This is a genomic window from Neobacillus camarae (assembly GCF_054950115.1).
In genome coordinates this window covers 57,949-72,865 of record NZ_JBUCKX010000004.1, presented here as the reverse complement: position 1 = coordinate 72,865, position 14,917 = coordinate 57,949, and the positions used below count along the sequence as shown (strand labels likewise).

At 47.5% G+C, this 14,917-nt stretch carries 3 protein-coding genes, 22 tRNA genes and 5 rRNA genes; 1 reads left to right on the top strand and 29 read right to left on the bottom strand.

The window, feature by feature from the left end; translation table 11 throughout:
- The first annotated feature begins 117 nt into the window (after positions 1–117).
- Complete coding sequence (locus ACY8D0_RS21715) at positions 118–1,323, top strand: MFS transporter (RefSeq protein WP_462412587.1); 1,206 nt, start codon at positions 118–120, stop codon at positions 1,321–1,323.
- A gap of 120 nt (positions 1,324–1,443) precedes the next feature.
- Here ACY8D0_RS21715 and ftsZ read toward each other — a convergent pair whose 3' ends face one another.
- From ftsZ to ACY8D0_RS21570, 29 genes are all read right to left on the bottom strand, one after another.
- Entirely contained in the window at positions 1,444–2,586 is a 1,143-nt protein-coding gene (gene ftsZ, locus ACY8D0_RS21710; protein ID WP_462412586.1) for a cell division protein FtsZ, read from the bottom strand.
- Between the two features lie 259 nt (positions 2,587–2,845).
- On the bottom strand, positions 2,846–3,439 hold the full coding sequence (locus ACY8D0_RS21705; RefSeq protein ID WP_462412585.1) for a hypothetical protein: 594 nt from the start codon (positions 3,437–3,439) through the stop codon (positions 2,846–2,848).
- Positions 3,440–4,186: 747 nt separating this feature from the next.
- Positions 4,187–4,256: transfer RNA gene (locus tag ACY8D0_RS21700), tRNA-Arg, on the bottom strand.
- 11 nt (positions 4,257–4,267) lie between these two features.
- Positions 4,268–4,358, bottom strand: a tRNA-Ser gene (locus ACY8D0_RS21695).
- Between the two features lie 9 nt (positions 4,359–4,367).
- Positions 4,368–4,442, bottom strand: a tRNA-Asn gene (locus tag ACY8D0_RS21690).
- Between the two features lie 17 nt (positions 4,443–4,459).
- Positions 4,460–4,536 (bottom strand) — tRNA-Ile (locus ACY8D0_RS21685).
- A 4-nt stretch (positions 4,537–4,540) separates the two neighbouring features.
- Positions 4,541–4,614 (bottom strand) — tRNA-Gly (locus ACY8D0_RS21680).
- Positions 4,615–4,619: 5 nt separating this feature from the next.
- Positions 4,620–4,693: transfer RNA gene (locus ACY8D0_RS21675), tRNA-Cys, on the bottom strand.
- A gap of 7 nt (positions 4,694–4,700) precedes the next feature.
- Positions 4,701–4,775 (bottom strand) — tRNA-Gln (locus tag ACY8D0_RS21670).
- A 16-nt stretch (positions 4,776–4,791) separates the two neighbouring features.
- A tRNA-His gene (locus tag ACY8D0_RS21665) sits at positions 4,792–4,867 on the bottom strand.
- 313 nt (positions 4,868–5,180) lie between these two features.
- Positions 5,181–5,257: transfer RNA gene (locus ACY8D0_RS21660), tRNA-Asp, on the bottom strand.
- Between the two features lie 2 nt (positions 5,258–5,259).
- A tRNA-Met gene (locus tag ACY8D0_RS21655) sits at positions 5,260–5,333 on the bottom strand.
- A gap of 21 nt (positions 5,334–5,354) precedes the next feature.
- A tRNA-Ser gene (locus tag ACY8D0_RS21650) sits at positions 5,355–5,447 on the bottom strand.
- A gap of 12 nt (positions 5,448–5,459) precedes the next feature.
- A tRNA-Ile gene (locus ACY8D0_RS21645) sits at positions 5,460–5,525 on the bottom strand.
- Positions 5,526–5,553: 28 nt separating this feature from the next.
- Positions 5,554–5,626, bottom strand: a tRNA-Ala gene (locus tag ACY8D0_RS21640).
- A gap of 25 nt (positions 5,627–5,651) precedes the next feature.
- Positions 5,652–5,728: transfer RNA gene (locus ACY8D0_RS21635), tRNA-Pro, on the bottom strand.
- Between the two features lie 6 nt (positions 5,729–5,734).
- A tRNA-Arg gene (locus tag ACY8D0_RS21630) sits at positions 5,735–5,811 on the bottom strand.
- 14 nt (positions 5,812–5,825) lie between these two features.
- Positions 5,826–5,914 (bottom strand) — tRNA-Leu (locus ACY8D0_RS21625).
- Between the two features lie 5 nt (positions 5,915–5,919).
- Positions 5,920–5,994, bottom strand: a tRNA-Gly gene (locus ACY8D0_RS21620).
- 35 nt (positions 5,995–6,029) lie between these two features.
- Positions 6,030–6,114: transfer RNA gene (locus ACY8D0_RS21615), tRNA-Leu, on the bottom strand.
- A 33-nt stretch (positions 6,115–6,147) separates the two neighbouring features.
- Positions 6,148–6,223 (bottom strand) — tRNA-Lys (locus ACY8D0_RS21610).
- A gap of 20 nt (positions 6,224–6,243) precedes the next feature.
- Positions 6,244–6,319, bottom strand: a tRNA-Thr gene (locus tag ACY8D0_RS21605).
- 6 nt (positions 6,320–6,325) lie between these two features.
- Positions 6,326–6,401, bottom strand: a tRNA-Val gene (locus ACY8D0_RS21600).
- A gap of 5 nt (positions 6,402–6,406) precedes the next feature.
- Positions 6,407–6,481, bottom strand: a tRNA-Glu gene (locus ACY8D0_RS21595).
- A gap of 43 nt (positions 6,482–6,524) precedes the next feature.
- Positions 6,525–6,641, bottom strand: a 5S ribosomal RNA gene (gene rrf / locus ACY8D0_RS21590).
- Between the two features lie 84 nt (positions 6,642–6,725).
- Positions 6,726–9,651 (bottom strand): 23S ribosomal RNA (locus tag ACY8D0_RS21585).
- A gap of 166 nt (positions 9,652–9,817) precedes the next feature.
- A 16S ribosomal RNA gene (locus ACY8D0_RS21580) occupies positions 9,818–11,371 on the bottom strand.
- Positions 11,372–11,676: 305 nt separating this feature from the next.
- A 5S ribosomal RNA gene (gene rrf / locus ACY8D0_RS21575) occupies positions 11,677–11,793 on the bottom strand.
- An 83-nt stretch (positions 11,794–11,876) separates the two neighbouring features.
- Positions 11,877–14,812, bottom strand: a 23S ribosomal RNA gene (locus tag ACY8D0_RS21570).
- The 16S, 23S and 5S rRNA genes sit together here with 22 tRNA genes alongside, the layout of an rRNA operon.
- Positions 14,813–14,917: the final 105 nt, after the last annotated feature.

The window sequence follows — 14,917 nt, the reverse complement described above, 5'->3', positions numbered from 1 at the left end:
CACACATTGTTCATTAAGTACGCTTGATCTTTTTTTGTGGTTTGTTTTTCTCCTAATTTAGCCGTATTCATCCCGTCCGTTTTGTACCTTTGCAATTTGAAAGGAAGCATAATAACAATGAATATCATGAGAAACCATCAAAAAACTCTTATCTTAATCATCGTCGTATTTTTCTGGTTTGCCCAATATGTGTATATTCCCTATCAAACGCCCTACTTAAATCTCGTTCACGTATCAAGCAATTTGATTGGTACCATTGTTGGCGCTTATGGAATTTCTCAACTAGTACTCCGCTTGCCTGTCGGAATTATGGCTGATATCAGCAGTAATCATAAGTTCTTTATTCTAATCGGTACCCTTTGTGCCGGTCTTGCTTCGCTTTTCCGAATTTTTTTATCTCCTGGTATTGGATTTTTTATCGGGAATATTTTATCCGGAATTGCCAGTGCTACTTGGATTTCATTTATGGTTTTATATATGGGCTATTTTTCAAAAGGGAAACAAGCCATCGCCACTAGTAACATCATTTTAGCGAATAATCTCGGAATGTTGTTAGGATTTGTTACGAGCACCTTTTTGTATGATATCGTTGGCATGAGGATGGTTTGTGTTTACAGTTTCATCGCTGGCATGATTGGCTATACTCTGTCTTTTTTCCTCAACCCAACCATACCTGCGAATGGACAAAAATTGACGATTCTTGATTTATTAACTGTGGGCAAAGATAAAAATTTATTGGTCTTTTCATTTTTGGCTTTAATTCAACAAGGCGTTCAGATGTCATCCACGATGTCTTTCACAAACCAAATTATTAAAGGACTTGGCGCCAATAATACAATGGTGGGTTTATCATCGATTATCTATATGTTATCGGCCGTTTTATTTGCGAAAGCCGCTTCGACCCGTTTCATCGAAAAAATAGCAACTAAACATTGGATTTATAGTATCTTCTGCTGCCTTGGATTTTATTGCTTTCAAGTTTCCCACACTTCTTCCATTGGCACGATCTCTCTTTTACAAATCATTCCTGGAATGGCTACAGGTATCTTATTTTCATTAGTCACTTCTGAAGCGATGCAAACCATTGATCCTCATAAACGCTCTACCGCAATGGGATTTTTTCAAGCCATTTATGCCATTGGCATGACGGTCTTCCCTATCATTAGCGGCATCCTTTATCAAAGAATATCGATACAGGCTACCTATTCTTTTCTCGCCCTATCTTGTCTTATTGCAGTAATCCTTAGCGCTTTGTATTTTCATTCTGCTGCACGAAAAACAAAATTGCCTAAAATGCCCCTTCGAAATGTCAAAAGCATATAGAGCTGCACCTGGCAGAGACAATGATAGTCGTATACTCAGCTAGAGTAAGATGAAAAGCACAAAAAAGACCCCAATCAATCATCCAAAAAGATTGAGGGCCTATGAAACGCCGGTCTATTATTAAAATTCTCTTCTTTTCCTACGTAAAAACGCTGGTATATCAAAAGGTTCTTCCGATTGCGTTGAGTCCCGGTCATATTCTGGAACCCGTTGTCTTTTGATTTCCCGTTCCTCTTGTGTATGCTGTTCCTTCGGTTCAGACATCTCTTCCTTCGATGGGTCAGAAGGGGTTTGTGATGGTACAGCCTGATGCTCATTGAATCCTGTAGCAATGACCGTTACGATGATTTCCTCTTTTAAGTTATCATTAATAACGGAACCAAAAATCATATTTAAATCCTCATGACAAGCGGAAGAAACGATTTCAGCTGCCTCCTGTACCTCAAATAAACTTAAATTGCGGCCTCCGGTTATATTCATAATCACGCCTTGGGCTCCAGTAATCGAGGTTTCTAATAAAGGACTATTTAGGGCTTTTTTGGCAGCTTCGACTGCACGATTATCACCTTTTGCCACACCAATACCCATCAGGGCTGTTCCTTTATGCGACATAACCGTTTTCACATCGGCAAAGTCAAGATTGATTAACCCTGGAACAGCAATCAAATCAGAAATCCCTTGAACACCTTGTCTCAGCACATTATCTGCTTCATGAAAGGCCTGTACCATCGGTGTTTTTTTATCAACTATGTCTAATAGGCGGTCATTGGGAATAATAATTAAGGTGTCTACAGCATCCCTCATATCGTTAATTCCTTTAAGCGCATTTGCCGCACGCTTATGGCCTTCGAACTTGAATGGACGTGTGACAACCCCAATGGTCAGGGCGCCAATATTACGGGCGATTTTGGCAATGGCAGGAGCGGCGCCTGTTCCTGTTCCCCCGCCCATTCCGGCTGTAACGAAAACCATGTCGGCTCCCGTTAGTACTTCTTCAATCTGCCGTTTACTTTCTTCCACAGCCCTTTTACCTATTTCCGGATTTGCCCCTGCTCCTAAACCTCTTGTTAATGTGGCGCCGATTTGCATTTTGATTTCTGCACTTGATTGTTTAAGGGCTTGTGCATCTGTATTAGCAGCGATAAATTCTACTCCGCCGACTCCGGCCTCAATCATTCGGTTTACGGCGTTGTTTCCCCCGCCGCCAACACCAATCACCTTAATGGCAGCGTATTGATCTATATTAGTATCAAAAAAATCCAACTTGGCGTTCCTCCTCATTCATTCGTTTATCTAAATATTCAATCTAAAAAAGCTTGTACTAAAAGAAATTCATTATATTATTCGAATTTAACTTCTGGTTTCTATAGGTACTAGAGTAGGAGGAATGGTGGATATTTTCACTTCTTTTCATGAGCTATTTATATCAGAATTTGTTTTAAAATAAACCTTTGTATTCTTCATTGTTGCGGGCTAAGTGCAACCATGCAACCTCTTGTATTTGAAAAGATTCAAACTTGTTTTAATGCCTTAGACGGTAATTTGTATCACTAACATCAGTTTCGATACTGCTTAATCTATCTTCAAGGTAGTCTATATTATTATTTATAGCTTCCATTACGGCCATAGACTCTAAATGACGTAAATTTTCGTTATAAAGCCTGATGCATTCTTGGAGAGTGCTTGCTTGCATGGATTCTATGTAATGAATAAACGAGTTAATTGCCTCACGATAATGATAATATTCAGGAACAACTCCTATTGATTTCATGTTGTTTTGACATTCAAGTTTAATTTTTTCAAGTTTTGTCTCTTCAATTTGTATTTTCTTTTGCATTTCCATTTTTCTTTTACTAACCTTTAGGGTCCAAAAGGCATAAATTATTGCGGCTGGAATTGTCACCATGCCTAATAAACCATAACCCCCATATTTTTGTTCGAAATCGATATGAAAAATAGTTTCAATCAAGACACTAACAAAAACACCAGAAAGGAATGAAACAATCAAGCGTGTCCAAAAACCCGTCACTATTGGAAGGCCTGGAATTTTACTTTCTTGATCTGCTATTTTATCAGTCTCCTTTTTGTATAATCTCAATACTTCTAATAAATCCATTTATTAATTAGCCCCATGTTCTATATGATATGTATAATTTTAGTCCTGTTACCAAATATTTATCAATAATAATACACTGGTTAAAGTAAAATTTTTATGCATGAAGAGAAAAATCTTTTGGCTGCCAAGTTGGGGCTTTTAGCTGACGTTACTCACATGACTATTTGGAGGATTGAGGAGGGAAATCTTAGAGTATAACGCCGGTTGTGCTTGATAACTTGATCAATGGGGTTACAGTAAGCAACAGCTTATTGTGGATTTTAAATATAAGTAGCGGATTAAGCAAAAATTAAAAGATCAATACAAAAGATATTTACGGGGTAAAAATGTGGTCAAAGCAGTTGTCATCAACAAAAAAGACCCCCAACCAGAACGGTTGAGAGCCTTCGAAATGTTGATAATTAACGTTTTTGAGAACTGAGGTGCACGACGAGCGTCTTTAAGACCGTATTTCTTACGCTCTTTTATTTTTATACCTAATATGAAGCAACCTAAAATAAATAGATTTACTAAAAGCCTGATTTACAGGGCTTTTTTTCTTTCTAATAGAGCCTAGAAATAATAGCTTTATATATGTTTAGTGGTCAAATGTGGACAAAATAACCTATACTTGTTCAACTAATTCACCCACTAGTTTTGGTATAATCCTTCACAATCTTTTTTTGGGGAACCAAATTCAGATTCCCTTTTTGTCGATAAAAAAAAACGCTAATTTAAGCGTTATTATAACTTTTAACTTTTTTTACATGCCTTATAGGATTCAAACCTCTGGCCATACGCTTAGAAGGCGTATGCTCTATCCAGCTGAGCTATAGGCGCATATATCAATGGCGGAGGAGGAAGGATTTGAACCCTCGCGCCGGTTACCCGACCTACACCCTTAGCAGGGGCTCCTCTTCAGCCTCTTGAGTACTTCCCCATATAAAAATGGCTCCGCAGGTAGGATTCGAACCTACGACCGATCGGTTAACAGCCGATTGCTCTACCACTGAGCTACTGCGGAACAAAAATAAATTATTATGGTGGGCCTAAATGGACTCGAACCATCGACCTCACGCTTATCAGGCGTGCGCTCTAACCAGCTGAGCTATAGGCCCATATTGGAGCGGGTGATGAGAATCGAACTCACAACATCAGCTTGGAAGGCTGAGGTTTTACCACTAAACTACACCCGCATTTTTGGAGGCAACACCCGGATTTGAACCGGGGATAAAGGTTTTGCAGACCTCTGCCTTACCACTTGGCTATGCTGCCTTAAGAATGGCTGGGCTAGCTGGATTCGAACCAACGAATGTCGCAGTCAAAGTGCGATGCCTTACCGCTTGGCTATAGCCCAATAATTTATAAAAAAATGGGGCGGCTGATGGGAATCGAACCCACGAATGTCGGAACCACAATCCGATGCGTTAACCACTTCGCCACAACCGCCATATTCTTTTATCTGGCAGGGGTAGTAGGAATTGAACCCACACCAAAGGTTTTGGAGACCTTCGTTCACACAAACTATACCCAAAATAATATGGCGGGGGCGGATTTCGGTCCGCCGAACCGGAGCGGTTTACAGTCCGCATTCTTGTAACTTGCCGCACCCTCACATTTTAAAAGCATACTTAAAAAAAGGCTCAGACGGAAATCAACCCGCTGACTGGGGCGTTTTCAGTCCTTTGCTCTACCGACTGAGCTACTGAGCCACACAAAGAATATATCTATATCAACAGCAGGTTTACCTACTGGGATAAAATGGCGGTCCGGACGGGACTCGAACCCGCGACCTCCTGCGTGACAGGCAGGCATTCTAACCAACTGAACTACCAGACCAATTGCGGGGGCAGGATTTGAACCTGCGACCTTCGGGTTATGAGCCCGACGAGCTACCGGACTGCTCCACCCCGCGATAATAATAATTGTGTTTTTATGGAGGAGGAAGAGGGATTCGAACCCCCGCGCGGTATGACCCGCCTGTCGGTTTTCAAGACCGATCCCTTCAGCCAGACTTGGGTATTCCTCCGTGTAAATAAAATGGACGATGTAGGACTCGAACCTACGACCGGACGGTTATGAGCCGTCTGCTCTAACCAGCTGAGCTGCACCGCCATTTTCTTAATTAATATAAATGGAGTCTAGGGGGATCGAACCCCTGACCTCCTGCGTGCAAAGCAGGCGCTCTCCCAGCTGAGCTAAGACCCCATGTTTATTAATATTAACTCTCGACTGGTCGGGAAGACAGGATTCGAACCTGCGACCCCTTGGTCCCAAACCAAGTGCTCTACCAAGCTGAGCTACTTCCCGTTATAATGGCGCGCCCGAAAGGAGTCGAACCCATAACCTTTTGATCCGTAGTCAAACGCTCTATCCAATTGAGCTACGGGCGCACAATTTTCTTAAGTGGTGCCGAGGACCGGAATCGAACCGGTACGGTAGTCACCTACCGCAGGATTTTAAGTCCTGTGCGTCTGCCAGTTCCGCCACCCCGGCAACTATGGAGCGGAAGACGGGATTCGAACCCGCGACCCCCACCTTGGCAAGGTGGTGTTCTACCACTGAACTACTTCCGCATTATAGTAAATTATTTTGCTATTGCAAAAAACTTTGGTGCGGGTGAAGGGAGTCGAACCCCCACGCCTTGCGGCGCCAGATCCTAAGTCTGGTGCGTCTGCCAATTCCGCCACACCCGCAATATTGAACGTTATTTGCTAGTGAAAAAGATATGGTGAGCCATGAAGGACTCGAACCTTCGACCCTCTGATTAAAAGTCAGATGCTCTACCGACTGAGCTAATGGCTCAATAAAAAGCAAAAAATAAATGGTGCCGGCTAGAGGACTTGAACCCCCAACCTACTGATTACAAGTCAGTTGCTCTACCAATTGAGCTAAACCGGCATAATATGGTGGAGGATGACGGGATCGAACCGCCGACCCTCTGCTTGTAAGGCAGATGCTCTCCCAGCTGAGCTAATCCTCCAAAAATGGTGACCCCTACGGGATTCGAACCCGTGTTACCGCCGTGAAAGGGCGGTGTCTTAACCGCTTGACCAAGGGGCCTGAATATAATTTCTGCAAAATAATAGCCCCAAAAAGGGGCTTAGCCTGGCAACGTCCTACTCTCACAGGGACTTGCGTCCCAACTACCATCGGCGCTGAGAAGCTTAACTTCCGTGTTCGGGATGGGAACGGGTGTGACCTTCTCGCCATTGCTGCCAGACTATTTTGCTTGAGAGATCATTCTCTCAAAACTGGGTAATCAGAAGAAACTTTGGTAAAACGAGTTTGCATTTTCAAATATGACTTGGTTAAGTCCTCGATCGATTAGTATCAGTCAGCTCCACACGTCACCGTGCTTCCACCCCTGACCTATCAACCTGATCATCTTTCAGGGATCTTACTAGCTTGACGCTATGGGAAATCTCATCTTGAGGGGGGCTTCATGCTTAGATGCTTTCAGCACTTATCCCGTCCGCACATAGCTACCCAGCGATGCCTTTGGCAAGACAACTGGTACACCAGCGGTGCGTCCATCCCGGTCCTCTCGTACTAGGACAGCTCCTCTCAAATTTCCTGCGCCCACGACGGATAGGGACCGAGCTGTCTCACGACGTTCTGAACCCAGCTCGCGTACCGCTTTAATGGGCGAACAGCCCAACCCCTTGGGACCGACTACAGCCCCAGGATGCGATGAGCCGACATCGAGGTGCCAAACCTCCCCGTCGATGTGGACTCTTGGGGGAGATAAGCCTGTTATCCCCAGGGTAGCTTTTATCCGTTGAGCGATGGCCCTTCCATGCGGAACCACCGGATCACTAAGCCCGACTTTCGTCCCTGCTCGACTTGTAGGTCTCGCAGTCAAACCCTTGTGCCTTTACACTCTGCGAATGATTTCCAACCGATTCTGAGGGAACCTTTGGGCGCCTCCGTTACTCTTTAGGAGGCGACCGCCCCAGTCAAACTGCCCACCTGACACTGTCTCCCATCCCGATAAGGGATGCGGGTTAGAATTTCAATACAGCCAGGGTAGTATCCCACCGACGCCTCCACCGAAGCTGGCGCTCCGGCTTCTCAGGCTCCTACTATCCTGTACAAGCTGGCCGCAAAATTCAATATCAGGCTACAGTAAAGCTCCATGGGGTCTTTCCGTCCTGTCGCGGGTAACCTGCATCTTCACAGGTACTATAATTTCACCGAGTCTCTCGTTGAGACAGTGCCCAGATCGTTACGCCTGCGTGCGGGTCGGAGCTTACCCGACAAGGAATTTCACTACCTTAGGACCGTTATAGTTACGGCCGCCGTTTACTGGGGCTTCGATTCAGAGCTTCGCTTTGCAGCTAACCCCTCCTCTTAACCTTCCAGCACCGGGCAGGCGTCAGCCCCTATACTTCGCCTTGCGGCTTCGCAGAGACCTGTGTTTTTGCTAAACAGTCGCCTGGGCCTATTCACTGCGGCTTACCGAGGCTATTCACCCCAGTAAGCACCCCTTCTCGAAGTTACGGGGTCATTTTGCCGAGTTCCTTAACGAGAGTTCTCTCGCTCACCTTAGGATTCTCTCCTCGCCTACCTGTCGGTTTGCGGTACGGGCACCTTTTATCTCGCTAGAGGCTTTTCTTGGCAGTGTGGAATCAGGAACTCCGGTACTCTATTTCCCTCGCTGTCACAGCTTGAGCCTTACGGTGAACGGATTTTCCTATTCACCAGCCTAACTGCTTAGACGCACATAACCAGCAGTGCGCTTACCCTATCCTCCTGCGTCCCCCCATCACTCAAACGATAAAGAGGTGGTACAGGAATATCAACCTGTTGTCCATCGCCTACGCCTTTCGGCCTCGGCTTAGGTCCCGACTAACCCTGAGCGGACGAGCCTTCCTCAGGAAACCTTAGGCATTCGGTGGATGAGATTCTCACTCATCTTTCGCTACTCATACCGGCATTCTCACTTCTAGCGCTCCACCAGTCCTTACGGTCTAGCTTCAATGCCCCCATAGAACGCTCTCCTACCACTGACATCGAAGATGTCAATCCACAGCTTCGGTGATACGTTTAGCCCCAGTACATTTTCGGCGCAGAGTCACTCGACCAGTGAGCTATTGCACTCTTTAAATGGTGGCTGCTTCTAAGCCAACATCCTGGTTGTCTAAGCAACTCCACATCCTTTTCCACTTAACGTATACTTTGGGACCTTAGCTGGTGGTCTGGGCTGTTTCCCTTTTGACTACGGATCTTATCACTCGCAGTCTGACTCCCACGGATAAGTCTTTGGCATTCGGAGTTTGTCTGAATTCGGTAACCCGATGGGGCCCCTAGTCCAAACAGTGCTCTACCTCAAGACTCTTGACTATCGTGAGGCTAGCCTAAAGCTATTTCGGGAAGACCAATATCTCCAAGTTCGATTGGAATTTCTCCGCTACCCACACCTCATCCGCGCACTTTTCAACGTGCGTCGGTTCAGGCCTCCATCCAGTGTTACCTGGACTTCACCCTGGACATGGGTAGATCACCTGGTTTCGGGTCTACGACTGCATACTATTTCGCCCTACTTAAGACTCGCTTTCGCTGCGGCTCCGTCTCATCAGCTTAACCTCGCATGCAATCGTAACTCGCCGGTTCATTCTACAAAAGGCACGCCATCACCCATAAACGGGCTCTGACTACTTGTAGGCACACGGTTTCAGGATCTCTTTCACTCCCCTTCCGGGGTGCTTTTCACCTTTCCCTCACGGTACTGGTTCACTATCGGTCACTAGGGAGTATTTAGCCTTGGGAGATGGTCCTCCCTGCTTCCGACCGGATTTCACGTGTCCGGCCGTACTCAGGATCCACTCAGGAGGGAACGAAGTTTCAACTACAGGGCTGTTACCTTCTATGGCTGGCCTTTCCAGACCTGCATCTACCCCGTTCCTTTGTAACTCCATGTTGAGTGTCCTACAACCCCGAAAGGCAAGCCTTTCGGTTTGGGCTGTTCCCGTTTCGCTCGCCGCTACTCAGGGAATCGCGTTTGCTTTCTCTTCCTCCGGGTACTTAGATGTTTCAGTTCCCCGGGTATGCCTTCAATACCCTATGGATTCAGGTAAAGATGCTGCCCCATTACGGACAACGGGTTTCCCCATTCGGAAATCTCCGGATCAAAGCTTACTTACAGCTCCCCGAAGCATATCGGTGTTAGTACCGTCCTTCATCGGCTCCTAGTGCCAAGGCATTCACCGTGTGCCCTTTCTAACTTAACCTAAAATGGTTTAAAACCTAAAATGGCGATTACTCGGTTTTACTTGGTTTCTTCTATATTACGATTATCCAGTTTTCAAAGAACGATTTGATTGAAATTGCTCTCTCAAAACTAAACAAACAAATAGGTCAACGTCTTATCAGTCCGTAAGGACTGCATATTCCTTAGAAGGAGGTGATCCAGCCGCACCTTCCGATACGGCTACCTTGTTACGACTTCACCCCAATCATCTGTCCCACCTTAGGCGGCTGGCTCCTTACGGTTGCCGACTTCGGGTGTTACAAACTCTCGTGGTGTGACAGGCGGTGTGTACAAGGCCCGGGAACGTATTCACCGCGGCATGCTGATCCGCGATTACTAGCGATTCCGGCTTCATGCAGGCGAGTTGCAGCCTGCAATCCGAACTGAGAATGGTTTTATGGGATTGGCTTGGCTTCACCTCGCGGCTTCGCTGCCCTTTGTACCATCCATTGTAGCACGTGTGTAGCCCAGGTCTCTTAAGGGGCATGATGATTTGACGTCATCCCCACCTTCCTCAGTTTGTCACCGGCAGTCAGATTAGAGTGCCCAACTGAATGCTGGCAACTAATCAGGGTTGCGCTCGTTGCGGGACTTAACCCAACATCTCACGACACGAGCTGACGACAACCAACCATGCACCACCTGTCACTCTGTCCCCCGAAGGGAAAATTCCTATCTCTAGGAGTGTCAGAGGATGTCAAGACCTGGTAAAGGTTCTTCGCGTTGCTTCGAATTAAACCACATGCTCCACCGCTTGTGCGGGCCCCCGTCAATTCCTTTGAGTTTCAGCCTTGCGGCCGTACTCCCCAAGGCGGAGTGCTTAATGCGTTAGCTGCAGCACTAAAGGGCGGAAACCCTCTAACACTTAGCACTCATCGTTTACGGCGTGGACTACCAGGGTATCTAATCCTGTTTGCTCCCCACGCTTTCGCGCCTCAGCGTCAGTTACAGACCAGAAAGCCGCCTTCGCCACTGGTGTTCCTCCACATCTCTACGCATTTACCGCTACACGTGGAATTCCGCTTTCCTCTTCTGCACTCAAGTCCCCCAGTTTCCAATGACCCTCCACGGTTGAGCCGTGGGCTTTCACATCAGACTTAAAAGACCGCCTGCGCGCGCTTACGCCCAATATTCCGGACAACGCTTGCCACCTACGTATTACCTGCGCGGCTGCTGGCACGTAGTTAGCCGTGGCTTTCTGGTTAGGTACCGTCAAGGTACCGGCAGTTACTCCGATACTTGTTCTTCCCTAACAACAGAGCTTTACGACCCGAAGGCCTTCATCGCTCACGCGGCGTTGCTCCATCAGACTTTCGTCCATTGTGGAAGATTCCCTACTGCTGCCTCCCGTAGGAGTCTGGGCCGTGTCTCAGTCCCAGTGTGGCCGATCACCCTCTCAGGTCGGCTACGCATCGTCGCCTTGGTGAGCCGTTACCTCACCAACTAGCTAATGCGCCGCGGGCCCATCTGTAAGTATCAGCCGAAACCGACTTTCAGCTTTCCCTCATGTGAGGGAAAGAATTATCCGGTATTAGCATCGGTTTCCCGATGTTATCCCAGTCTTACAGGCAGGTTGCCCACGTGTTACTCACCCGTCCGCCGCTAATCAACAGGAGCAAGCTCCTATCGATTCGCTCGACTTGCATGTATTAGGCACGCCGCCAGCGTTCGTCCTGAGCCAGGATCAAACTCTCCAAGAAAGTTGATATAGCTCATAAAAGTTAAAACGTTGGCTTCGTTTCGAAAGAAACGAATGTTTATTGTTGACATATTTGTTTGTTTAGTTTTCAAAGAGCAATTTCAGCTTCCTTTAGAAGCGACATTTAATATATTATCACAAGTCGCAATCTGAAGTCAACACTTTTTTATTACATGTTTGTCTAATTACACTCTTTCACAAGAGTGACTTTCCTATCGTAACGTTTTTACTTACAATAGGCAAGTGATAGTTTTACCTGTCGCTAAAAAGCGAAGTAAAAGACAGAAACGAAAATTCCTGTCTCTCGCCTGGCAGCGTCCTACTCTCACAGGGACTTGCGTCCCAACTACCATCGGCGCTGAGAAGCTTAACTTCCGTGTTCGGGATGGGAACGGGTGTGACCTTCTCGCTATCGCCGCCAGACTATTTCATTGAGAGTTCATTCTCTCAAAACTGGGTAATCAGAAGAAACTTTTGTAAAACGAGTTCGCATTTTCAAATATGACTTGGTTAAGTCCTCGATCGATTAGTATCAGTCAGCTCCACACGTCACCGTGCTTCCACCCCTGACCTATCAACCTGATCATCTTTCAGGGATCTTACTAGCTTGACGCTATGGGAAATCTCATCTTGAGGGGGGCTTCATGCTTAGATGCTTTCAGCACTTATCCCGTCCGCACATAGCTACCCAGCGATGCCTTTGGCAAGACAACTGGTACACCAGCGGTGCGTCCATCCCGGTCCTCTCGTACTAAGGACAGCTCCTCTCAAATTTCCTGCGCCCACGACGGATAGGGACCGAACTGTCTCACGACGTTCTGAACCCAGCTCGCGTACCGCTTTAATGGGCGAACAGCCCAACCCTTGGGACCGACTACAGCCCCAGGATGCGATGAGCCGACATCGAGGTGCCAAACCTCCCCGTCGATGTGGACTCTTGGGGGAGATAAGCCACCTGTTATCCCCAGGGTAGCTTTTATCCGTTGAGCGATGGCCCTTCCATGCGGAACCACCGGATCCACTAAGCCCGACTTTCGTCCTGCTCGACTTGTAGGTCTCGCAGTCAAGCTCCCTTGTGCCTTTTTACTCTGCGAATGATTTCCAACCATTCTGAGAGGAACCTTTGGGCACTCCGTTACTCTTTAGGAGGCGACCGCCCCAGTCAAACTGCCCACCTGACACTGTCTCCCATCCCGATAAGGGATGCGGGTTAGAATTTCAATACAGCCAGGGTAGTATCCCACCGACGCCTCCACCGAAGCTGGCGCTCCGGCTTCTTGAGCTCCTACCTATCCTGTACAAGCTGTACCAAAATTCAATATCAGGCTACAATCAAGCTCCATGGGGTCTTTCCGTCCTGTCGCGGGTAACCTGCATCTTCTAAGGTACTATAATTTCACCGAGTCTCTCGTTGAGACAGTGCCCAGATCGTTACGCCTTTCGTGCGGGTCGGGGCTACCCGACAAGGAATTTCGCTACCTTAGGACCGTTACTTGGTTACGGCCGCCGTTTACTGGGGCTTCGATTCAGAGCTTCCTTTGCGGCTAACCCCTCCTCTTAACCAGCACCGAGGCAGGCGTCAGCCCTATGCTTCGCCTTGCGGCTTCGCAGAGACCTGTGTTTTGCTTCGAAGCAGTCGCCTGGGCCTATTCACTGCGGCTTACCGAGGCTATTCACCCAGTAAGCACCCCTTCTCCCGAAGTTACGGGGTCATTTTGCCGAGTTCCTTAACGAGAGTTCTCTCGCTCACCTTGAGGATTCTCTCCTCGCCTACCTGTGTCGGTTTGCGGTACGGGCACCTTTTATCTCGCTAGAGGCTTTTCTTGGCAGTGGAATCAAGGAACTCGGTACTCTATTTCCCTCGCTGTCACAGCTTGAGCCTTACGGTGAACGGATTTTCCTATTCACCAGCCTAACTGCTTAGACGCACATAACCGAGTGCGCTTACCCTATCCTCCTGCGTCCCCCCATCACTCAAACGATAAAGAGGTGGTACAGGAATATCAACCTGTTGTCCATCGCCTACGCCTTTCGGCCTCGGCTTAGGTCCCGACTAACCCTGAGCGGACGAGCCTTCCTCAGGAAACCTTAGGCATTCGGTGGATGAGATTCTCACTCATCTTTCGCTACTCATACCGGCATTCTCACTTCTAAGCGCTCCACCAGTCCTTACGGTCTAGCTTCAACGCCCTTAGAACGCTCTCCTACCACTGACATCGAAGATGTCAATCCACAGCTTCGGTGATACGTTTAGCCCCGGTACATTTTCGGCGCAGAGTCACTCGACCAGTGAGCTATTACGCACTCTTTAAATGGTGGCTGCTTCTAAGCCAACATCCTGGTTGTCTAAGCAACTCCACATCCTTTTCCACTTAACGTATACTTTGGGACCTTAGCTGGTGGTCTGGGCTGTTTCCCTTTTGACTACGGATCTTATCACTCGCAGTCCTGACTCCCACGGATAAGTCTTTGGCATTCGGAGTTTGTCTGAATTCGGTAACCCGATGGGGGCCCCTAGTCCAAACAGTGCTCTACCTCAAGACTCTTGACTATCGTGAGGCTAGCCCTAAAGCTATTTCGGAGAGAACCAGCTATCTCCAAGTTCGATTGGAATTTCTCCGCTACCCACACACCTCATCCGCGCACTTTTCAACGTGCGTCGGTTCAGGCCTCCATCCAGTGTTACCTGGACTTCACCCTGGACATGGGTAGATCACCTGGTTTCGGGTCTACGACTGCATACTATTTCGCCCTACTTAAGACTCGCTTTCGCTGCGGCTCCGTCTCATCAACTTAACCTCGCATGCAATCGTAACTCGCCGGTTCATTCTACAAAAGGCACGCCATCACCCGCAAAAACTGGGCTCTGACTACTTGTAGGCACACGGTTTCAGGATCTCTTTCCTCCCCTTCCGGGGTGCTTTTCACCTTTCCCTCACGGTACTGGTTCACTATCGGTCACTAGGGAGTATTTAGCCTTGGGAGATGGTCCTCCCGCAAGCCGACCGGATTTCACGTGTCGGCCGTACTCAGGATCCACTCAGGAGGGAACGAAGTTTCAACTACAGGGCTGTTACCTTCTATGGCTGGCCTTTCCAGACCCTTCATCTACCCCGTTCCTTTGTAACTCCATGTTGAGTGTCCTACAACCCCGAAAGGCAAGCCTTTCGGTTTGGGGGCTGTTCCCGTTTCGCTCGCCGCTACTCAGGGAATCGCGTTTGCTTTCTCTTCCTCCGGGTACTTAGATGTTTCAGTTCCCCGGGTATGCCTTCAATACCCTATGGATTCAGGTAAAGATGCTGCCCCATTACGGACAACGGGTTTCCCCATTCGGAAATCTCGGATCAAAGCTTACAGCTCCCCGAAGCATATCGGTGTTAGTACCGTCCTTCATCGGCTCCTAGTGCCAAGGCATTCACCGTGCGCCCTTTCTAACTTAACCTAAAATGGTTTAAAACCTAAAATGGCGATTACTCGGTTTTACTTGGTTTCTTCTATATTACGATTATCCAGTTTTCAAAGAACGATTTGATTGAGAGAATTGCTC

Bases quoted from the DNA above. Each gene is read 5' to 3' on its own strand.
- ACY8D0_RS21705 (WP_462412585.1), bottom strand. From the start codon at position 3,439: ATGGATTTATTAGAAGTATTGAGATTATACAAAAAGGAGACTGATAAA.
- ACY8D0_RS21715 (WP_462412587.1), top strand. From the start codon at position 118: ATGAATATCATGAGAAACCATCAAAAAACTCTTATCTTAATCATCGTC.